Origin of the sequence: Burkholderia seminalis (assembly GCF_001718535.1) — a bacterium.
GTDB lineage: Bacteria > Pseudomonadota > Gammaproteobacteria > Burkholderiales > Burkholderiaceae > Burkholderia > Burkholderia seminalis.
In genome coordinates this window covers 678,104-697,167 of the sequence record NZ_CP013400.1, presented here as the reverse complement: position 1 = coordinate 697,167, position 19,064 = coordinate 678,104, and the positions used below count along the sequence as shown (strand labels likewise).

22 protein-coding genes are annotated in these 19,064 nt (G+C 65.8%); 7 read left to right on the top strand and 15 right to left on the bottom strand.

What is annotated here, in order from left to right:
• Nucleotides 1-108 precede the first annotated feature (108 nt).
• The 6 genes from WJ12_RS23895 to WJ12_RS23880 form a co-directional block, all read right to left on the bottom strand.
• Nucleotides 109-573, bottom strand: a complete 465-nt coding sequence (locus tag WJ12_RS23895; protein ID WP_034185626.1) for a DUF3761 domain-containing protein — start codon at nt 571-573, stop codon at nt 109-111.
• A gap of 62 nt (nt 574-635) precedes the next feature.
• The gene (locus tag WJ12_RS36490; protein WP_006488624.1) at nt 636-773 is read right to left on the bottom strand and encodes an HHHH-motif protein; all 138 of its coding nucleotides are present in this window, start codon (nt 771-773) and stop codon (nt 636-638) included.
• A gap of 302 nt (nt 774-1,075) precedes the next feature.
• Nucleotides 1,076-1,510, bottom strand: a complete 435-nt coding sequence (locus WJ12_RS23890) for a cupin domain-containing protein (RefSeq protein ID WP_049035781.1) — start codon at nt 1,508-1,510, stop codon at nt 1,076-1,078.
• 24 nt (nt 1,511-1,534) lie between these two features.
• Complete coding sequence (locus WJ12_RS36485; RefSeq protein ID WP_167361891.1) at nt 1,535-1,693, bottom strand: hypothetical protein; 159 nt, start codon at nt 1,691-1,693, stop codon at nt 1,535-1,537.
• A gap of 27 nt (nt 1,694-1,720) precedes the next feature.
• The gene (locus WJ12_RS23885) at nt 1,721-2,728 is read right to left on the bottom strand and encodes a glycine betaine ABC transporter substrate-binding protein (protein ID WP_226103889.1); all 1,008 of its coding nucleotides are present in this window, start codon (nt 2,726-2,728) and stop codon (nt 1,721-1,723) included.
• A gap of 143 nt (nt 2,729-2,871) precedes the next feature.
• Nucleotides 2,872-3,732, bottom strand: coding sequence for a LysR family transcriptional regulator (locus WJ12_RS23880; RefSeq protein ID WP_231750644.1), 861 nt, complete (start codon nt 3,730-3,732; stop codon nt 2,872-2,874).
• A gap of 176 nt (nt 3,733-3,908) precedes the next feature.
• Between WJ12_RS23880 and WJ12_RS23875 the strand changes: the two genes are divergently transcribed.
• Both WJ12_RS23875 and WJ12_RS23870 read left to right on the top strand, forming a co-directional pair.
• Nucleotides 3,909-4,796 (top strand): HalD/BesD family halogenase, encoded by an 888-nt coding sequence (locus tag WJ12_RS23875; protein WP_049035787.1) that lies wholly within the window; start codon nt 3,909-3,911, stop codon nt 4,794-4,796.
• A 75-nt stretch (nt 4,797-4,871) separates the two neighbouring features.
• Nucleotides 4,872-6,098, top strand: coding sequence for a M24 family metallopeptidase (locus tag WJ12_RS23870; RefSeq protein WP_034185622.1), 1,227 nt, complete (start codon nt 4,872-4,874; stop codon nt 6,096-6,098).
• Nucleotides 6,099-6,143: 45 nt separating this feature from the next.
• Here the strand turns inward: WJ12_RS23870 and WJ12_RS23865 are convergent, their stop codons facing one another.
• The 4 genes from WJ12_RS23865 to WJ12_RS23850 all read right to left on the bottom strand — a co-directional run bounded on the left by WJ12_RS23865 (nt 6,144) and on the right by WJ12_RS23850 (nt 9,291).
• On the bottom strand, nt 6,144-6,911 hold the full coding sequence (locus WJ12_RS23865) for an ABC transporter ATP-binding protein (RefSeq protein WP_034185621.1): 768 nt from the start codon (nt 6,909-6,911) through the stop codon (nt 6,144-6,146).
• A 33-nt stretch (nt 6,912-6,944) separates the two neighbouring features.
• Entirely contained in the window at nt 6,945-7,658 is a 714-nt protein-coding gene (locus tag WJ12_RS23860) for an ABC transporter permease (protein ID WP_034185620.1), read from the bottom strand.
• On the bottom strand, nt 7,655-8,344 hold the full coding sequence (locus tag WJ12_RS23855) for an ABC transporter permease (protein WP_059237438.1): 690 nt from the start codon (nt 8,342-8,344) through the stop codon (nt 7,655-7,657). The genes WJ12_RS23860 and WJ12_RS23855 overlap by 4 nt, the downstream gene beginning before the upstream one ends.
• Before the next feature lie 173 nt (nt 8,345-8,517).
• Nucleotides 8,518-9,291: an ABC transporter substrate-binding protein gene (locus WJ12_RS23850; RefSeq protein ID WP_034185618.1), complete on the bottom strand. Its 774-nt coding sequence runs from the start codon at nt 9,289-9,291 to the stop codon at nt 8,518-8,520.
• Nucleotides 9,292-9,842: 551 nt separating this feature from the next.
• Between WJ12_RS23850 and WJ12_RS23845 the strand changes: the two genes are divergently transcribed.
• The 3 genes from WJ12_RS23845 to hutC all read left to right on the top strand — a co-directional run bounded on the left by WJ12_RS23845 (nt 9,843) and on the right by hutC (nt 12,295).
• Nucleotides 9,843-10,157, top strand: coding sequence for a hypothetical protein (locus tag WJ12_RS23845; protein WP_080287695.1), 315 nt, complete (start codon nt 9,843-9,845; stop codon nt 10,155-10,157).
• Between the two features lie 132 nt (nt 10,158-10,289).
• Nucleotides 10,290-11,417 (top strand): porin, encoded by a 1,128-nt coding sequence (locus tag WJ12_RS23840; protein WP_059558519.1) that lies wholly within the window; start codon nt 10,290-10,292, stop codon nt 11,415-11,417.
• Nucleotides 11,418-11,599: 182 nt separating this feature from the next.
• Entirely contained in the window at nt 11,600-12,295 is a 696-nt protein-coding gene (gene hutC, locus WJ12_RS23835; protein WP_059558691.1) for a histidine utilization repressor, read from the top strand.
• Nucleotides 12,296-12,310: 15 nt separating this feature from the next.
• Here hutC and WJ12_RS23830 read toward each other — a convergent pair whose 3' ends face one another.
• The gene (locus WJ12_RS23830; RefSeq protein WP_059558522.1) at nt 12,311-13,552 is read right to left on the bottom strand and encodes a glycosyltransferase; all 1,242 of its coding nucleotides are present in this window, start codon (nt 13,550-13,552) and stop codon (nt 12,311-12,313) included.
• Nucleotides 13,553-13,645: 93 nt separating this feature from the next.
• On the opposite strand from WJ12_RS23830, the gene WJ12_RS23825 reads away from it, so the two are divergent.
• Together WJ12_RS23825 and WJ12_RS23820 are read left to right on the top strand one after the other, a co-directional pair.
• A complete protein-coding gene (locus tag WJ12_RS23825) occupies nt 13,646-14,266 on the top strand; it encodes a TetR/AcrR family transcriptional regulator (RefSeq protein WP_059558524.1) in 621 nt (206 codons plus the stop codon).
• A 192-nt stretch (nt 14,267-14,458) separates the two neighbouring features.
• Nucleotides 14,459-14,812 (top strand): hypothetical protein, encoded by a 354-nt coding sequence (locus WJ12_RS23820; RefSeq protein ID WP_034185614.1) that lies wholly within the window; start codon nt 14,459-14,461, stop codon nt 14,810-14,812.
• A gap of 37 nt (nt 14,813-14,849) precedes the next feature.
• Here WJ12_RS23820 and WJ12_RS23815 read toward each other — a convergent pair whose 3' ends face one another.
• The 4 genes from WJ12_RS23815 to WJ12_RS23800 form a co-directional block, all read right to left on the bottom strand.
• On the bottom strand, nt 14,850-15,647 hold the full coding sequence (locus WJ12_RS23815) for an alpha/beta fold hydrolase (RefSeq protein ID WP_059558527.1): 798 nt from the start codon (nt 15,645-15,647) through the stop codon (nt 14,850-14,852).
• A gap of 109 nt (nt 15,648-15,756) precedes the next feature.
• Complete coding sequence (locus tag WJ12_RS23810) at nt 15,757-16,674, bottom strand: LysR family transcriptional regulator (RefSeq protein WP_021157347.1); 918 nt, start codon at nt 16,672-16,674, stop codon at nt 15,757-15,759.
• A 171-nt stretch (nt 16,675-16,845) separates the two neighbouring features.
• A complete protein-coding gene (locus tag WJ12_RS23805) occupies nt 16,846-17,091 on the bottom strand; it encodes a DUF3717 domain-containing protein (protein WP_031399027.1) in 246 nt (81 codons plus the stop codon).
• Nucleotides 17,092-17,354: 263 nt separating this feature from the next.
• The gene (locus WJ12_RS23800) at nt 17,355-18,890 is read right to left on the bottom strand and encodes an amino acid permease (RefSeq protein ID WP_059558530.1); all 1,536 of its coding nucleotides are present in this window, start codon (nt 18,888-18,890) and stop codon (nt 17,355-17,357) included.
• Between the last annotated feature and the right edge of the window lie 174 nt (nt 18,891-19,064).

Genomic DNA, 19,064 nt, shown 5'->3' with positions numbered 1-19,064 from the left:
GCGTGCGCGTCGCCGCAAACGAATCGCCCCGCCGAAGAGGCGGGGCGACGTTTGCTGCGGCGTTCGGACGACGCGCGAGCGAAGGCACTCGCGCGCCGGCACCGCGCGTTACGAGCAGGCCTTGCCGTGCGACGCGTGGTAGCCCTTCGCCTTCGCGTCGGCTTCCGACATGTAGCTGCCGTGCTTCGTCTTGCCGTAGTACTTGTCGGTCGAGCAGTGGTAGACCTTCGTGCTGTCGTTCGCCCACACCTTGCCCGCACCGCCGCCCGGCGCGGCTGCCGTCGTCGCGGCGGCGCTCTTCGCGGGTGCCGTGCCCGATGCCGGCGCGGCGGACGCCGCCGTGGCCGGCGCCGCGGCCGGTGCGCTCGCCGCGGCGGCGGCCGATGCGCCGTACCACGTCTTCACACCCTTGTGGCCCGCACAGGCGCCCTTCTTCGATGCGCCCGAGTAGAACGAGCCGTCCTTGCACAGCCCGGTCGTGCCGGCCGGCGCGCTGGCCGGAACCTGCGCGAACGCACCGATCGACACACCCATGCCGGCGACCAGCGCGGCGATCAACATCGTTTTTTTCATGGTCCTCTCCTGATTTGCCTGAATGATGAAAACGTCCCGGGCATCCCCGGACAAAGCCACGGTTACCGCACCCAGCGGCACACGCGATGGTGGTGATGATCGAAATGGCACACGCGGTGCGAATGCGCTTCGGCCAGTGCCGGCACGAGCACGGCGCAAGCCAGTGCGGTTGCCGTCAGGATCTTCGCGATGCGGTTCATGGTGAAACTCTCCCGGATAAATCAGCCGGTGATCCGGCTGGTCACTCCTTAACGCCGGTCGTCGACCGGCCGTGCACCGCGCGGCCGCGCAATTGACGATCTTTGACATCGCGTCGCGAATCGGCGCTCGAAGCTGACGAATGTCTTTCTTTTCTTTCCGGATCTTCAGCGCCGCAACGGTTTGGAATTCGAAGCACCGTTCCGAAGCGGGAGGCGGGTCGCAGCAGTCCAAAGCTCAATAAAAAACCGCCCGAAGGCGGTTGGTCTCGAGCATGCGCCCGGCGCGCCGGAAACCCGGCAAGCTATGCGCCCGCCTCGCCCCACGGCGTCGGCGCGGGTACCGCGCACGGCCCGTCGACGTCGATCGACTTGAAATCGGCGGGCCCGACAATCTCCAGGTACTCCATGTCCGGCGAATAGTCGAACAGGTAGTGGACGATCCCCGGCGCCTGGTGCACGCAGTCGCCGGCGGCTACCAGCGTTTCCTGTTCGCCATACATGAAGCGTGCCCAGCCCTTCAGCATGATCACGATATGGAACTCGGCCTCGTGACGGTGCCAGCCGGTGCCCGCCTCCGGTGCATGGTTTGCCCTGACGAGTTGCGCGACGACCTTGCCGTTCGTCGCGGCCGCGATGCCGAGATCGCGGTACAGGAAGAAGTCGCGCAGGCCCTCGCCTTGATAGGCGGTGTCCTGCGGCTTCACGTGGGAAAAAGCGGTGGTGGTCTGCTCGCTCATCGCTGTGCTCCTTCATCGAAAGGATCACGCGTGACAAGCATTTAGCGTTCCAGTTTGCAGCGGCGCGACGCCCGCGTGCGAAGCCCTGCCCGTCAGCAGCGTTTGCGCGATCATCGCCGCGCCGACATTCATGGCGCGTTTCTCAAACTGGGTTGCCGCCTGATCCGCAGGAATACCCGGCATGCAAAGCAGTCTTCGAGAAACCTGCTCTTAGCGTAGCCATTCACCCACCCGGGCGCGATTCGACGCGATCCATCGCGCGACACCCTTCTGCGGATCGGATTCACCGGCGGCACGGATATCGTTCATCAGCGAGCCGAGCGTCTGGTCGTCCATCTTCCATGCACCGAGCCAGCGCGCGACATCCGGACGTGTCTGACTGAAGCCGGCCTTCGCGATTGCATAGATCGCATCGGGTTGACCGAACACCTGCTTCGGGTCTTTCAGGTAGTGCATCGGATACTTCGCCCACACCCAATGCGGATTCCACAGCGTGACGACGATCGGCTGGCGACGCTTTGCCGCGCGATCCAGCGCGAGCAACATCGCAGCCTCCGATGACGGCAACACAGTCGCGTCGAGCGCATAAGCGGTGCGCGCCTCGCCCGTCAGTTTCATCAGGCCGCTGCCGGGTTCGATGCCGAAAATCGTCGGCTTGCCGTCGTGGCTGAACTGGGCGGCATGTGCGTTCAACTGTTCGATGCTGTCGATCGCGACGTAATCGGGCACCGCGAGGCCCAGCTGAGCGTGGGGAAACCACGGGCCGATCTTCTCGACGCGCGACTTGATCGCATCGTACGGCGGGCCGTCCGCGGATGGCAGCCAGACTTCGAACGTCAGATCGAGCTTGCCCTGCGCGACGCCGTTATAGATGATCGCCTTGTCGCCCGACTGCAGCGTGACGTCGTAGCCTTTTTCCGCAAGCAGCGCCTTCCACAGATTCGCGACCGCGATATTCTCGGCCCAGTTGTTCACTCCGATCACCACCGTTCCGTTGCCGGCGGCGTGCGCCGACACCGAAACCGATAGCGCGAAGAAAAGCATGAACCGCCCGAGTACCGGGCGACGCATGGTGACAATAAGCAGGCGGGCAAGCAACGACAGGATCATGAGAAGGGCTCCTATTGAATGGGGAAGGCACTGAGGCAAGGCATGACGCGGCCGATGGAACCGGGCGGGAGCGATCGCGCGGACACCGGCATCCGTGGCAACGGTCATCCGTTCGCTCACAGATATATTTATTGCGCCAATTTCGTTTTGACAGCGAGGAATTCCGATAGGGACCATCGGAGAGGCCGAACGATCGCGTCGTTGCGTTGGGCCCGGCTCCCGCGAGGCTACGGGATGCGATGCACGATCATTCAGGCCGGCGACGGCGCGCTCGCCGCGCGGCGGCGCTCCTCGACCATCGTCTCGATCAGCAGCGCCAGATCGTCGGCTGCAGGATTGCGACTGCCGGGTGAGCGCAGCAGCTCGAGATCTGCGGGCGGCAGCGCCGGCAAGCCGTCTTCCATGTCCAGCACGCGCCAGTTCGCGGGCAGCGTGCAGCGGTCGATGATCGTCACCGCCGCACCGTGATTGACGGCGACCTTGATGCCGGTCGGGCTCTGGCTCGTGTAGATCACGTGATACTGCCGCCCGAGTGCCGCCAGTGCCGCGAGTCCACGCTGACGGTAGCAGCATGTTTCCGGAAACAGCGCGAGCGGCACGGACGCGCCGCCCGGTAACACGAAATCGCGATGCGCGGCCCACACCACGTCCTCGCGGCCGAGATGACGCCCACCGCTTTGCGCGCCGTGCCTGACGACCAGTGCCAGATCGAGTTCGCCCGCCTGCAGGCGCTCGATCAGCTCCAGCGACATTCTGCAATCGATATGCGGGCGCGCATCCGGCCGCAGGCGATAGAACTTTTCGAGCAGATCGGGCAACCAGAGCTCCGCGTAATCCTCAGGCAAGCCGAAGCGAATCACGCCATGAGCGCTCGTGCGTTTGAGTGCCGCTATCGCTTCGTTCTGCACCTGAATGATGCGGCGCGCATGGATCAGGAAGTTTTCCCCGTCTCGCGACAATGCCAGACGGCGACTGTCGCGCAGAAACAGATGCGTTTCCAGCCGCTCTTCGAGCGTACGGATGCGAAGGCTGATCGTCGATTGCGTCCGGTGCATCTGCCTGGCTGCGGCGGTCACGCCGCCGCTGTCGACCACCGTGATGAACGCGCGCACCAGTTCTCCGTCGAGCGAGCTGAGTTGAGACCAATCGGGTTCGCTGATGTCAGTCATCGAAATTACTCGTTATCCAAGGGAATTTGTCGATCGAATCATTGACGCATCGATAGGCCGATTGTTGTCGAAAACAATTCAGGCCACAAACGCCTCACCCCTCGAAACTGGAGCCAACCGTGCAAGCAAGCCCGCCTCTCGCCGACGCAGAATGTACTGATCTGAGCGACATCGTCGATACCGACCACTATCCGTTGCATGACCCCGGGCACGCCGGAATGCGCGACCTGCTCGCAACGTGCCGGGCCCAGCTGACCGCCAGCGGCAGCGCGGTGTTGCGCGGCTTCCTGCGCCCCACCGCACTGGAACAGGCGCGCGTCGAAGGGCTCGGCTTCGCGAAAAAAACCTATTTCTCGAGCCGCAAGGTCAATGCGTATTTCACCGCCGACGATCCGTCGTTGCCCGCCACGGATCCGCGCCGCATCTTTATGGATCGCACGAGCGGCTTCGTCACGCGCGACGTGATCCCGGCCGATGCAATCGTTCACCGGATTTACGTGGCGCGTGCGATGAAGCAATTCGTCGCTGCATGTCTCGGCGAAACGCAGATCTGGGAATACGCGGACCCGTACGCCGGACTGGTTCAGAACGTCATGCCGCCCGGCACCGAACAGCCGTGGCACTACGACACCAACGAATTCATCGTGTCGATGATGACGCAGCAGCCCACGGCAGGCGGCGATTTCGAGTACTGCCCGAACATCCGGTCGCCCGAGGGTGAAAACTACGATGCGGTCGGCGCGGTGGTGCGCGGAGAGACGCGCACGCCGATCAGCGTGATTACGCTGCAGCCGGGCGATCTGCAACTGTTCAAGGGCCGTTTCTCGCTGCACCGCGTGACCCAGGTGCGCGGCGACATCGATCGTCACACTACGATCTTCGCCTATTCGAAGAAGCCCGGGGTGGTCGGCCGCCTCGAGCGAACCCGCCAGCTGTACGGCCGCGTATCCGAAATGCATCTGGAAGCCGAACAGACACTGGTCCGCGCGGACAACCTGGTCGACTGACGATGCGATTTCCCGATGGGTAGACCCATCCCATTACTTCGTTGTACTGACACTTATAACGTTACCCCTGCCATCATGACGATGCTTCGACCGACTCACCGCCCGGAAGATTGCGAGCCTACCGCCGACGAAATCGCCCAGATCCAGCGCGACCGGCTTGCCGCGGTTCGCCGCGAACTGAAGAAACGCGACCTGACCGCCGCTATCCTGTTCGACCCTACCCACATGCGATACGCCACCGGCTCTCGCAACATGCAGGTGTATTCGATGCGCAATCCCGCACGCTATCTGTTCGTGCCGGCCGAGGGAAAAGTCGTGCTGTTCGAATACGCGGGATGCGAATTCCTGGCCGACGGACTCGATACCGTGGATGAAGTCCGGCCCGCGACCGCGATTTCGTACTACTTTTGTGACGACATGCTGCGTCAGATCACGGAGCGCTGGGCGGACGAGATTGACGATCTGGTTCGCTCGTGCGGTGGCGGCAAGCGGATCGCGATCGAAAGTGCGACATCGGCGGCCGCATTTGCGTTGCAAGCGCGCGGCTACGAGATTTCGGACGCCCAGGAGCCGCTCGAACGCGCCCGTGCAATCAAGGTGCCGAACGAGATCAAGATGATCCGCGCGTCACTGCGCGCGGCGGAAGCGGGTGTGCGCAAGCTCGAGGCCGCCCTCGTGCCCGGCATCAGCGAGAACGAGCTGTGGTCGTACCTGCATCAGCATGTGATCGAGACCGACGGTGACTATGTCGAGACCCGCTTGATAAGCTCGGGCCCGCGCACGAATCCATGGTTCCAGGAAAGCAGCCCACGCAAGATCCAGGCGGGAGAACTGGTCGGGCTCGATACCGACGTGGTGGGCCGCTTCGGCTACTACGCGGATTTCTCGCGCACTTTTCTTTGCGGCGACGGTCCCGCGTCCGCCGCGCAAAAGACGCTGTACCGCCTCGCCTATGAGCAGATCCACACGAACATGGAGAACGTAAGGGCCGGCACCACGTTCCAGGAATTCATCGCGAAGGCGTGGCAGATCCCGCAGCCGTATCGCGCACGCCGCTATTTCGCGCTGGCCCACGGCGTCGGGATGACAGGCGAATACCCGTATATCTGTCATCGCGAGGACAACGATGCAAAGGGCTACGACGGCGTGATCGAACCCGGCATGACGCTGTGCATCGAGAGCTACATCGGCCACGAGGACGGAGGCGAAGGCGTGAAGCTCGAGGAACAGGTCTACGTCCGCGACGACGGCCAGCTCGAACTGCTGTCCGACTACCCGTTCGAGCGCCGCCTGCTCGCCTGAACGCCGCGCGAGACCGATCCCACGGGGCCTTTATGAAGCCGTCTCCTACTTCAAGCGCCCCGACAGAAACTGCCCGAGCCGCTCGCTCTTCGGATTCACGAGAATCTCCTGCGGATCGCCTTCCTCCTCGATCTTCCCCTGATGCAGGAAGATCACGTGATTCGACACGTTGCGCGCGAAGCCCATCTCGTGCGTGACGACGACCATCGTGCGGCCTTCCTCGGCGAGCTTCTGCATCACCTTCAGCACTTCGCCCACCAGTTCGGGATCGAGCGCCGACGTCGGTTCGTCGAACAGCATCACCTCCGGCTCCATCGCGAGCGCACGCGCGATCGCGACGCGCTGCTGCTGGCCGCCCGACAGGTGCGACGGATACATGCCCTCGACGCGCGGCGCGAGCCCGACCTTCTCCAGATACGTGCGCGCGCGCGCGATCGCTTCGTCCTTGCCGATCCCGAGCACGGCCATCGGCGCCTCGATCACGTTCTCGAGCACCGTCATGTGCGCCCACAGGTTGAAGTGCTGGAACACCATCGACAGCTTCGTGCGCATCCGTTGCAGCTGCTTCTGGTCGGCCACGCGCAGTGCGCCGTTGCGGTCGCGGGTGGTCTGGATCGGCTCGCTGCCGATCGTGATCTGCCCCGAGCACGGCTGCTCGAGGAAGTTGATGCAGCGCAGGAACGTGCTCTTGCCGGAGCCGCTCGAACCGATGATGCTGATCACGTCGCCGGCCTTCGCCTTCATCGACACGCCCTTCAACACCTCGTTGTCGCCGAATTTCTTGTGCAGGTTGTCAACGGTAAGCTTGTACATGCTGGGTCCTTCGTTGCGAATCGTGCGGATGCGTTAATGGCTGCGCGGCGCGAGGTACGCGAGCCAGCGCGTCTCGAGCTTGCGGAACGCCCAGATGAGCGTGAACACGACGGCGGCGTACAGCACGGCAGCGATGCCGTAGGCCTGGAACGACATGTAAGTCGCCGAATTGACGTCGCGCGTGACCTTCAGGATGTCGGGCACGGTGGCGGTGAACGCGAGTGTCGTCGCGTGCAGCATCAGGATCACTTCGTTGCTGTAGCTCGGCAGCGAGCGGCGCAGCGCGGACGGCAGGATGATGCGCGTATACAGCTTGAAGCGCGACATCCCGTAGGCCATCCCGGCCTCGATCTCGCCGGCCGAGGTCGCCTTGATCGCGCCCGCGAAGATCTCCGTCGCATACGCGCATTCGTTCAGCACGAACGCGAGCAGCGTGCAGTTCATCGCGTTGCGGAAGAACGTGTCGAGCAGCACGTGGTCGTGCACGACCTGCAGGCTGTAGATGCCCGTGTAGCACATCAGCAGCTGCACGTAGAGCGGCGTGCCGCGGAACACGTACGTGTAGAGCCAGACGGGGCCCGAGATCCAGCGGTTCGACGACGCACGCGCGATCGCGAGCGGCACGGCGAGCGCGAAACCGAGCGCGATCGACACGACCAGCAGCCACAGCGTGATCGCGAGGCCGCTGAAGCGGTAGCCGTCGGAATAGAGATAGCTTTGCCAGTACTGGCTGACGAGTTCGATCACAGTGCGAGCCTCCGGACACCGACGGAATAACGCTTCTCGAGGTGATGCAGCACGACGTTCGACACCGTCGTGATCGCGAGGTAGATCGCGCCCGCAGCCAGCGTGAAGAAGAAGAAATCGAGCGTGCTCTTGCCCGCGTCCTGCGACGCCTTCACGACGTCGGCCAGGCCGATGATCGACACGAGCGCGGTCGCCTTGACGAGCACCTGCCAGTTGTTGCCGATGCCGGGCAGCGCGAAGCGCATCATTTGCGGAAACAGGATGCGACGGAACACGCGCCAGCCGCTCATCCCGTACGCGAAGCCGGCTTCGAGCTGGCCGCGCGGCACCGCGAGGAACGCGCCGCGAAACGTCTCGGTGAAGTACGCGCCGTAGATGAAGCCGAGCGTGATGACGCCCGCCACGAACGGGTCGATGTCGATCTGGTCCCAGCCAAGCATGTCGGTGAAGTTGTTCAGCAGGATCTGGATCCCGTAGAACAGCAGCAGCATCAGCACGAGGTCCGGCACCGCGCGGATCAGCGTCGTGTAGAAGGTGCCGATCGACTTGAGCATGCGGTTCGTCGACAGTTTCGCGCTCGCGCCGATGAGGCCCAGCACGAGCGACGCGGCGAGCGACAGCACCGCGAGCTTCACGGTCTCGACCGTGCCGGCCCACAGCAGCGGGCCAAATCCTTGGAAGATCATATGTGGGGTCCAGAGCGAGGTGGCTGGATTGTCAATAGCCATTAGCCGTGCATCAAACGATATCTGCGCACAACCTGATGCACGCTGCTCATCAAGTCGGACGCATCGCGTGAAGCGGGTTGCACCCGGTCACTAACGCGGCGCGCCACAACCGATGCGCGCCGCATGGACGTTCAGCCGCCGTAGACGTCGAACGCGAAGTACTTCTTCTCGAGCTTCCTGTACGTGCCGTCCTTGATGATGTCGGCGATCGCATGGTCGATCTTCGCCTTCAGGTCGGCGTCGTCCTTGCGCAGGCCGATGCCGGCGCCGTTGCCGAGCGTCTTCGGATCGTCGATGTCCTTGCCGGCGAATGCGAAGTTCGCGCCGCGCGGCGTCTTCAGGAAGCCGATGTCCGCCTGCACCGCGTCCTGCAGCGCCGCGTCGAGACGGCCCGACATCAGGTCCTGGTACACGCCGTCCTGGTTCTGGTACGGCACGACCTGCACGCCCTTCGGTGCCCAGTAGGCCTTCGCATAGGTTTCCTGGATCGTGCCCTGCTCGACGCCGACCGATTTGCCCTTCAGCGATTCGGCCGTCGGCTGCAGATTCGCGCCCTTCCTCGCGACGAGGCGCGTCGGCGTGTTGAACAGCTTGTCGGAGAACGCGATCTGCTCGGCGCGCGCCGGCGTCATCGACATCGACGACAGCACGCCGTCGAACTTCTTCGCCTTCAGCGCCGGGATCATCCCGTCGAAGTCGTTCTCGATCCACACGCATTTCGCCTTCAGGCGGGCGCAGATCTCGTTGCCGAGATCGACGTCGAAGCCGACGACCTTGCCGCTTGCATCCTTCGATTCGAACGGCGGGTAGCTGGCGTCGACGCCGAACCGGATCGTCGACCAATCCTTGGCGTGAGCACCGACCGCGATGCAGGCAAGGGCAATACTGAGCGCGAGTTTCTTCATCGTGTTCCTGTCAAAGGCGAACTGGGCCGGGTTCCGGCCGGACTGCCCGCCGCGAACCCTTCCAACCCGGATATCGCCCCCTTTCGGCGACGCTCCAAGTTGTACATACAACTTTGCCTTTTTCGGGAGGGTGCCAGCAATCCGTGTTTATCTCTAATTGTCGGCCGATTATGGTCGTGGTCCAGAATTTTCCTTAACTTTCAATTAATTAACGATTACACGATGTTGAATGAAGGCTTTCTCGCGGCAGACTGCTCCAGCCTGGAGCCGCGCAAAACCTGTCTAGACCTCGTGCCGCATGCCGTCCGCTTCCCAACCCGACCAGCCGGTAACCGGACAGCAGCTCCGTCAACGGGTGCCACGGCCGAGGGCGGGGCGCGTCGACGCATCGCGGGGATCGATCCGGGGCCGGCCAATGCCGTTTTTATGCGTTCTTTTCAGGCCCGGCGCGAGTCTATACACCGTATCGTCACCGCGATTCCTAGAATGGGCGTCATGTCAAAGACGAGATCGCCACGCTGCACGGCACGAGGCGACCCGGGGATGCATGCATGAAACCGACCAGAACCGAATCCGCCGCTTCACACGATCTGCTGCCCGTGCGTTCGCGGCGCACGTGTCCCGACGACGACCTCGTGCTGCTGTCGATCCGCGTCGAATCGGACAACCTCGCGGCCGTGCGGCGCCGGCTGCATCGGGCCGTCGGCGCCGCGCTCAATTTCTATACGGCCGTGATCGACCGCCGCACCGGGCGCGCGTGCATCGAGTTCGAAGTCGCGCGATCGCAGGCGTCGCCGGCCATCCTGTCGATCCTGCGCGAACTGCCGGCCGCCGAGTTCGGCACGATCCGCCTGTTGCAGCACTAACCGGCGTTCGCCGCCGCGCGTGACTCGCGTCACGCGCTCCCCCTTTCATCGATTCGAACGCGCGGATCCGCACGGACCCGCGCGGCGAATCGTCGTTCCCGTCTCGACGGGCCTTTCCAGGAAGCACACGCAATGAAAAAAGCAGTCGTCGGCACCCTCTCCCTCGCGTTCTTCGGCGCCGCCGCGCATGCGCAAGGCAGCGTCACGCTCTACGGGATGCTGGATGCCGGTATCGCCTATACGAACAACCAGTCGGGCAAAAGCGCGTGGCAGCAAGGCAGCGGCCTGCTGTCGAACACGGTCTTCGGCCTGAGCGGCAACGAGGATCTCGGCGGCGGCCTGCATGCGCTGTTCCGCCTCGAGAACGGCTTCAACCTGAACAACGGCACGCAGTCCTACAAGAACACGATGTTCGGGCGCCGCGCGTACGTCGGCCTGCAGAGCGACCGATACGGCGCGCTGACGCTCGGCCGCCAGTACGACGCCGTGGTCGACTATCTCGGCCCGCTCGCGATGGCCAACAACGGCGACGGCAACAACCTCGCGTCGCACCCGTTCGACAACGACAACATCGACGATTCGTTCTACATCGACAACGCGGTGAAATACACGAGCCCGACGCTCGCGGGCTGGCAGTTCGGCGGCCTGTACGGGTTCAGCAACGCGGCGGGCGGCTTCGCGAACAACCGCGCGTACAGCGCGGGCGTGTCGTATGCGAACGGGCCGGTCAGCCTCGGCGCCGCTTACCTGCAGCTCGATCGCGGCGGGCTGACGGCGAGCGGCGCGCTGTCGACCAACGACGGCGCGAACTTCCCGGCCGTGCGCCAGCGCGTGATGGGCGCCGGCGGCAGCTACGCGTTCGACCGGCTGACGGTTGGCGCGCTGTGGACGCATTCGATGTTCGACGAAACGGCCGCGTCGTCGCTGCCCGGTGCACTGAATGCGCTGCGGTTCGACAACTACGAGGTCAACGCGCGTTATACGCTGACGCCGGCCGTCTCGCTCGCGGGCGCCTATACGTTCACCGACGGCCGCTACGACGACGCGGCCGGCAGCCACCGGCCGAAATGGCAGCAGGTGACGCTGATGGCCGATTACGCGCTGAGCAAGCGCACCGACGTGTATGCGGAAACCGTGTACCAGCACCAGTTCGGCGTGCCGTCGGGCGCGACGCTCGGGTTCGCGAACGTGACGGGGCTCGCGGCATCGTCGACGAATACGCAGGTCGTCGCGACGGTCGGCATCCGGCATCGGTTCTGACCGCGCGCCGGCTGTCGCGGGCCGGCCGCTCTGTGCAATCCCGCATGGACGCGCGCCGGCCGAACAGGGATCATTCGGGGCATCCGGGCCGGCGCGTCCGCGAAACCGGTACACTCGGCGCCGGGCGCGCGCCGGATCGGCATTCGGCGGCGGGCCGCTGCCGACTCTGGAATCGTGATCCCATGACCACACCGATCTATCAGGAAATCAAGGACTTCATCCTCGCGCGCATCCATGCCGGCGAATGGGCGGAAGGCGACCAGGTGCCGTCGGAGAACGAGCTTGCGCGCGAATTCAACGTCGCGCGGATGACCGTCAACCGCGCGCTGCGCGAGCTGACGGCCGAGCAGGTGCTCACGCGCACGCGCGGCTCCGGCACGTATGTCGCGTCACCGAAATACGAATCGACGCTCGTCGCGATCCGCAGCATCTCGGACGAAGTCGCCGCGCGCGGCCACGGTTATCGCGCGCAGGTGCTGCAGGTCGGCGCGGCCGTCGCCGACGCGAAGCTCGCCGACGAACTGCAGCTCGATACCGGCCGCCCGATCTTTCATTCGCGCGTGCTGCATTTCGAGAACGACACGCCCGTGCAGCTCGAGGAACGCTGGGTCAATCCGGCCTGCGCGCCGGAATACGCGCTGCAGGACTTCACGGCGACGACGCCGAACCAGTACCTGACGCGCGTCGCGCCGCTGCAGCGCGTCGAGTACCGGATCGAGGCCGCGATGCCCGACGCCGAAACGCGCCGCCACCTGACGATGGACGACCGCGAACCATGCCTGATGCTGCATCGGCGCACATGGTCGCAGGGATTGGTCGCGTCGGTCGCCAATCTGTGGCACCCGGGCAGCCGTTACCGGTTCACCGGGCATTTCTGATACCGGTGCACGGGTTCACCGCGCACCGGCACGCGCCCATCGTTCGATCGCGCTGACGGCCAGCGCCAGACCGTCCTCTTGCGCGATGCGCGTGCCAAGCTCCGTCGCGCGCGCCTGCGTCTCGCTCCGTTCGGCGAACGCAATGGCCCGCGCCAGTGCGGCGGCATCCACGCGCCGTCCCGCCACGGGCGCATCGGCCACGCCGAGCCGCTGCAACCGGTCCGCCCAGAAGAACTGATCGCCCGCAAACGGCACGACGACCGACGGAATGCCGGCCCGTGCGGCCGAATGCGTGGTGCCCGACCCGCCATGATGAATCGCCATCGATACGCGCGGAAACAGCCAGTCGTGCGGCGTGTCGCCGATCACGCGAACGTGTGCCGGCAGCATCGACGCCTCGATGCCGCTCCAGCCCGGATAGAACAGCGCGCGCCGGCCTGCGAGCGCACGGGTCAGCGCGTCGGCCATGGCGGCCCGGTCGAAGCCGGCCATGCTGCCGAAGCCGATGTACACGGGCGGAACGCCCGATTCGAGAAACGCCGACAGATCGCACGGCGGCGCCCATGCACGCCCGTCGACCCGCCATTGCCCGCATGCCCACACATTCGGCGGCCAGTCGGCCGGGCCTGACAGCAGCGCCGGCGACACGCCATACAGCATCGGATGATCGGTCCACACATGCTTGCGCGGCGGCAACCCGCACACGCCGGCGCGTGCCGCGTTCGTCGAGTTCCGGAACGCCTGCCACAACAGCGCATTCACGAACCGATGGCTCGCACGATTCAGCCAGCCCGGCACCTTCCCCGGCGGCAGGAACGGCGACGCGAATCCGGCGGTCGGCGTGATCGGGATCATGCCGGTGCCGATCGCCGGCACGCGGCGATATTCGGCGACCGACAGCCCGACGAACGACGCAAGCCCCGACACGAGGAGCGCGTCGCAGCCGTCCGATGCATCCGCGACTTCGCGCATCCACGCGGCCGTATTCGCATTCGCGATTGCCGCGAGCGCCTTCGACGTGTCGTGGAAGCCGCCGCGCCCGCGCACCGCGTCGGCCAGCGCGCCTTGCGGCGCGATCGCGCGGCGGATCTCGCCGGACAATGGCGCCGACGGCACGCCGAGCGCCGCGGCCGCCCCGAGTGTCGCGGCGTCCGCGAGCAACCGGACATCGTGGCCGGCGTCCATCAGCGCGCGGCCAAGCGCCGCGAGCGGGCGCGTATCGCCTTCGGTGCCATAGGTGGCGATGACGAGCTTCATGCACGACTCCTTGCACGGCGAAAACGGGGTGGATTCACAAAAATGCACGTCGTATACTAATGTAATTCGTGCATTTTCAGCCAATCCCCCGCCATGCCGATTCAGACCGACGATCCGGGCCGCCGCGCACGCAAGCGCATCCAGATGCTCGCGCATCTCGCCGCCACCGCCGCGCGCCTGTTCGACTCGCACGGCTACGAGGCCGTCACGATGGAGCAGATCGCCGCCGAGGCCGATGTCGCGAAGCGCACGCTGTACAACCACTTTCCGACGAAGGAAGCCGTGCTCGCGCACTGGCTCGAAGGCGAACTCGCGCGCGATCTCGCGCCTCTTCAGCGCGACGTCGCGCGGCGCAGGACCTTCGCGTCGCGCATCGGTTGCGTGCTCGACGCATCGGCCGCGTGGTGCGAGCGGCATCCCGCGTACCTGCTCGCGTATCTGCGGCACCGGCTCCTGAGCATCGGTGCGGCCGAACCGGAAAGCGCGGGACAAAATGGCAGCGACATCGCGCGGGTGTGGCAGCAACTGATCGTCGCCGCGCAGCAGGCCGGCGAACTGAACGGCACGCTGCGGGCCGATCAGCTCGCGACGTGGTTCCATCACCTGTATCTCGCGGCGATGCTGCGCTGGCTGACCGTGCCGGGGTTGTCGCTGAAACGGGAGTTTCAGTCGGTCGCGAAGCTGTTCATCGAAGGAGCGGAAGCAAAACGCTGACGGGCCGCGGCCGACCCGCGTCGTGCGATGTACACACCTTTTTGCGGCGAACACACGCACCGCATGCCAAATTTCCCGCGCGGCAGTATGCTGATGTCGTACGGCAGCGCACTGTGCATAGGGCAATCCCGTAGTCTGCCTGGACTCGCGCCGCCGTCGCGACCGCAATCATGCGTTGCAAGGAGGGTTGTGATGGCTACCACGCATCAGCACTTCCACCTCGAACTACGGCACGCCACCGCGCCGACCTACTTCATCAGTTACCTGTTCCCTGCGTTGCTGTTCGCGTACGAACTGCTGCGCGTCGGCCAGTGGATTCGCGATCACGGGATGCACTTCGCCGCGTTCAAGCAGATGGGCTACGAGTACCTGCTGATGCTGCTGTTCGTCGGGCTGCAGATCGCCGTCGAGGCGATCTTCCTGCTCGGCGCCGCGATGCGCCGCGACAATCGCGACTTCGAGCACCGGCTGCCGAACGTGATCCTCGGGATCGGCTGCTCGATCGCGCTGCTCGCGATCGATCTCGCGATCCAGTTGTCGTTCTGACGTCCGGCGGGCACCCGCCCGCCGGGGGCGGGCGTACTCAGGCGCCCGCGTCGCGCAGGAGCGTCGCGACGGCGGCCAGCACGTCGTCCGGCCGCTCGCGGTGCGGCATGTGCCCGCATCGGGCGAGCAACAGGAACGACGAGGGCCCCGCGACGCGCGCGGCGATCCGCTTCGGATGCACGTCGGAGCCGTATTCGTCGTCCTCGCCGTGAATCGCGAGCGTCGCGCATCGCACGCGCGGCAGTTCGTCGTCGAGACGCCAGTCGCGAAACGCCGGCGACAGCCACGTGTCGACCCACGCGCGCAGCACCCATTCGGCCTTGTCGCCGTGATAGCGCGCGAGCCGGTCGAGCTGCCCCGGTTCGTCGAACTGCCGCGCCGCCTCGCGAATGCCGGCCAGCGTGCGATCCTCGACGAACGCCTGCGCGGCGACCGTCACGAGCGCACGGCAACGCTCCGGATGCGCGGCCGCACAGCCCACCGCCATCCCGCCGCCGACGCTGTGCCCGAACGCGACGAACGCATCGACACCCAGTTGCGCGAGCACCGCGGGGAACGCATGGTCGGCCTCGTCGCGCACGAACGTCGTGCCGAGCGCCCCCGGATGGCGATCCGAGCGGCCGAACCCGAGGCGGTCGTAGGCGATCACGTCGCGTTGCGTCGCGCGGGCGAGCTGCGCGGGGAAATCGCGCCACAGATCGACGCAGCCGAGCGAATCGTGCAGCAGCACGATCGGCGCGGACGCGTCGTGCGCCGCACGCGCACGCCAGCGTTTCGCGAAGAGACGCCCTTGCGGCGTCCCGACGGTCGTCTCCTCGGTCACGATATCGGTCATGGGTCGGTCGTCTGCGTGAAAGCGGCCGCACACCGGCGGCCGCATCGAATCGGGTCATGGTGGCCTGCCGGCGCGCACCGCGTCAAGCAAGCCCCTACCGCCCGCGCGCTCATTCGGGCTGCGGCGGCAGGTACTCCATCTGCGCTTCGTCGTACAGCCGGTAGATCAGCGCCTGCATCGCGCGGATGTCCTCCGATTCGTCGAGCATCCGCATGCTCATGATGATCGGCGACACGAGGTTCGGATCGTCGAGCGGCTTGTAGCTGATGTCGTCGCGCTTCAGCCCGTACACGCTGTGCGGCACGACCGACACGCCCTCGCCCATCGCGACGAGGCCGAGCGCGATCTGCAGCTCGCGCGTCTCGTAGATCTTGCGCGGCTGCAAGGCGCGATCGTGGAAGGCCGCAAGCACCTGGTCCGCATAACTCGGGCGCGGCGCCTTCGGGAAGATGATCAGCGTGTCGTTCACGAGATCGTGCAGCGACAGCACGGGCTTCGCGCTGTCGAGCACATGGCCGACCGGCAGCGCGACGATCATCCGCTCCTCGCGCAGCACGACGCGCCGCACGCTCGGATCCTCGTGGCGGATGCGGCCGAACCCGACGTCGATGCGCCCTTCCTTCAGCGCCTTGATCTGGTCCATCGTCGACATCTCGTGCAGGCTCAGCTCGACCGCCGGATACTCGCTGCGAAAGCGCCGGATGATCTTCGGCAGCATCCCGTACAGCGTCGAGCCGACGAAGCCGACCGACATGCTGCGCTCGATCTTGCCGACCCGCTTCGTCATCGATTCGAGCTCGGTCGTCTGCGCGAGCAATTGCACCGCGTGCGAATAGAAGAAGCGCCCCGCGTCGGTCAGCTTCAGCGGCCGCGCGTTGCGCTCGAACAGCGGCACGCCGAGCGCCTCCTCGAGCTGCTGGATCTGCCGGCTCAGCGGCGGCTGCGCGATGTGCAGCCGTTCCGCCGCCCGCGTGAAATTCCGCTCTTCGGCCACCGCGACGAAGTAGCGGAGATGTCTCAACTCCATGTTGATGTCTCCCGGACAGCCATCCGGCGCACACCCCGGCCGGACGATGTCGTCACGATACCGCAGGCGGCGCCCGCCGCCACGCGCCGCACCGCGCAAAGCAAAACGGGAAGCCCGCGGGCTTCCCGTCGTTTCATCGCGGTGGCATCGCGATGACGTCGCGACCGCGCATCACACCTCGGTCGCGTAGAGCGCGTCGCGCTGCGCGTCGCTCAGCGTGTCGAGCGGCACGTCCGGCAACCGATAGCAGATCATCGTGCCGTACAGCTCGGCGAGGCAGTTGCTGCCGGCGTCCAGCGCGTAGCCGTCCTCGCCGTCCGGCGCCGGCGGGTACACTTCGCGCCACGCGTTGATCGCGGCTTCGATTCGCACGATGGAAACGGGTCCGGCCTTCCGCTCGGCGGGTGATGCGCTCATGGATTCCTCTGGGTTGCGCGCTCCGCGGGCCAGGCGGCCCGGATGGAACGATGAAAACGCCGGGCATCTCGCCGGCCGCCGCGCGCCGCGCACGCCGGATGCCGATCCGCGCCGCGCGTGTCGCGCCGGCCGGGCCGTGGCCCGGTAGGGTCGGGCAATATAACCGGCTTTGACCCCGTGCAGGCGAAAGCCGGGCAAAAAAAACGGGAAGCGCGCGGCTTCCCGTTTCAACGTCCGTCGCGCGGCCGCCTGCCGCGCCCGCGTCAGCCCGCGGTTTCGCGGTTCGCCACCGGCTGGCGCTGCGCGCCGCGGTTCGCGGCGATCCACGGCGCGATCTCCATGTCTTCGTAGCGCACGAAGCGGCTCTTCTTCAGGAACCGGTAGCCGAGCCACACGATGAGGAACAGCGGAATGCCGACGTAGGTCGCGGCGACGCCGGCCCAGTCGATCCGGTTCGCGAGGAACGCCTGGTAATCCTGGCCGAGCGCGATCACGAGGCACAGCACGAACGCGAACAGCGGGCCGAACGGGAACCACTTCGACTGGTACGGCAGCTGGTCGAGCACATAACCCTGCTTCACGTAGCCCTTGCGGAAGCGGTAATGGCTGACCGCGATGCCGAGCCACGCGATGAAGCCCGTCATCCCCGACGTGTTCAGCAGCCACAGGTACACGGTCTTGTCGCCGTACAGCGACGTGAAGAAACACAGGGCGCCGACGGCGGTCGTCGCATACAGCGCGTTGCGCGGCACGCCGCCCCGCGACAGCTTCGCGAAGATCTTCGGCGCGCGGCCTTCGGTCGCGAGGGTGTAGAGCATGCGCGTCGACGCGTACATGCCCGAGTTGCCGGCCGACAGCACGGCCGTCAGGATCACCGCGTTCATCACGCCGGCCGCGAACGCGAGGCCCGCGTGGCGGAACACGAGCGTAAACGGGCTCACGCCGATGTCGGTCACGTCCGTCTTCAGCAGGTTCGGGTCGGTGTAGGGAATCAGCACGCCGATCACGAAGATCGCGAACACGTAGAACAGCAAGATCCGCCAGAACACCTGGCGCACCGCGCGCGGGATCGTCGTGCGCGGGTTCTCCGATTCGCCGGCCGCGACGCCGATCAGCTCGGTGCCCTGGAACGAGAAGCCCGCGATCATCGCGACGCCCATCAACGCCGGCAGCCCGCCCGCGAACGGCGCGTCGCCGATCGTCAGGTTGCCCCAGCCGTTGCCCGGCGCGCCCTTCAGAATGCCGAAGATCATCAGCAGCCCGACGCCGATGAATGCGACCACGGTGACGACCTTGATCAGCGCGAACCAGTATTCGGCTTCGCCGAAACCGCGCACGGTGAGCGCGTTGAGCAGGAACATCACGCCGAGGAAGGCCGCGCTCCACCACACGCCCGGCACGTCCGGAAACCAGTAGTGCATCACGAGCTGCGCGGCGACGAGTTCGACCGCGATCGTCACGGCCCAGTTGTACCAGTAGTTCCAGCCGAGCGCGAAGCCGAAGCCTTCGTCCACGTATTTCGCGCCGTAGGTCGCGAACGAACCCGACACCGGCATGAACGCGGCCATCTCGCCGAGGCTCGTCATCAGGAAGTACACCATCAGGCCGATCAGCATGTACGCGACCATCGCACCGCCGGGGCCGGCCTGCGAGATCGACGCGCCGGACGCGACGAACAGGCCCGTGCCGATCGAGCCGCCGATGGCGATCATCGTCAGGTGGCGCGCCTTCAGCGCGCGATGAAGCTTGGGTGGGTTCGCGGACGAACCGGGTGGGTCGGAATTCGGAATTGCGGACATAAAACGAGACGAACGTTGAGCGGGCCGGCATCCGTAGCCGGCGCATGCGGAACCGGAGCGCGGTGCGCGTCCGGCGATGCATTCGATGCGGCCCCGATACGCGTTGCGCGGCGGGCGCCTGCGGCGAAGCGCGGATTCTACCTGATTCGCCAACGGGACCGGTCGGCCCGGCAC

Coding starts and splice junctions, on each gene's coding strand:
- WJ12_RS23895 (WP_034185626.1), bottom strand. CDS start 573: ATGAAAAAAACGATGTTGATCGCCGCGCTGGTCGCCGGCATGGGTGTG.
- WJ12_RS36490 (WP_006488624.1), bottom strand. CDS start 773: ATGAACCGCATCGCGAAGATCCTGACGGCAACCGCACTGGCTTGCGCC.
- WJ12_RS23890 (WP_049035781.1), bottom strand. CDS start 1,510: ATGAGCGAGCAGACCACCACCGCTTTTTCCCACGTGAAGCCGCAGGAC.
- WJ12_RS36485 (WP_167361891.1), bottom strand. CDS start 1,693: ATGCCGGGTATTCCTGCGGATCAGGCGGCAACCCAGTTTGAGAAACGC.
- WJ12_RS23885 (WP_226103889.1), bottom strand. CDS start 2,728: ATGACCGTTGCCACGGATGCCGGTGTCCGCGCGATCGCTCCCGCCCGG.
- WJ12_RS23870 (WP_034185622.1), top strand. CDS start 4,872: ATGACGATGCTTCGACCGACTCACCGCCCGGAAGATTGCGAGCCTACC.
- WJ12_RS23865 (WP_034185621.1), bottom strand. CDS start 6,911: ATGTACAAGCTTACCGTTGACAACCTGCACAAGAAATTCGGCGACAAC.
- WJ12_RS23855 (WP_059237438.1), bottom strand. CDS start 8,344: ATGATCTTCCAAGGATTTGGCCCGCTGCTGTGGGCCGGCACGGTCGAG.
- WJ12_RS23850 (WP_034185618.1), bottom strand. CDS start 9,291: ATGAAGAAACTCGCGCTCAGTATTGCCCTTGCCTGCATCGCGGTCGGT.
- WJ12_RS23845 (WP_080287695.1), top strand. CDS start 9,843: ATGAAACCGACCAGAACCGAATCCGCCGCTTCACACGATCTGCTGCCC.
- WJ12_RS23840 (WP_059558519.1), top strand. CDS start 10,290: ATGAAAAAAGCAGTCGTCGGCACCCTCTCCCTCGCGTTCTTCGGCGCC.
- hutC (WP_059558691.1), top strand. CDS start 11,600: ATGACCACACCGATCTATCAGGAAATCAAGGACTTCATCCTCGCGCGC.
- WJ12_RS23830 (WP_059558522.1), bottom strand. CDS start 13,552: ATGAAGCTCGTCATCGCCACCTATGGCACCGAAGGCGATACGCGCCCG.
- WJ12_RS23825 (WP_059558524.1), top strand. CDS start 13,646: ATGCCGATTCAGACCGACGATCCGGGCCGCCGCGCACGCAAGCGCATC.
- WJ12_RS23820 (WP_034185614.1), top strand. CDS start 14,459: ATGGCTACCACGCATCAGCACTTCCACCTCGAACTACGGCACGCCACC.
- WJ12_RS23815 (WP_059558527.1), bottom strand. CDS start 15,647: ATGACCGATATCGTGACCGAGGAGACGACCGTCGGGACGCCGCAAGGG.
- WJ12_RS23810 (WP_021157347.1), bottom strand. CDS start 16,674: ATGGAGTTGAGACATCTCCGCTACTTCGTCGCGGTGGCCGAAGAGCGG.
- WJ12_RS23805 (WP_031399027.1), bottom strand. CDS start 17,091: ATGAGCGCATCACCCGCCGAGCGGAAGGCCGGACCCGTTTCCATCGTG.
- WJ12_RS23800 (WP_059558530.1), bottom strand. CDS start 18,890: ATGTCCGCAATTCCGAATTCCGACCCACCCGGTTCGTCCGCGAACCCA.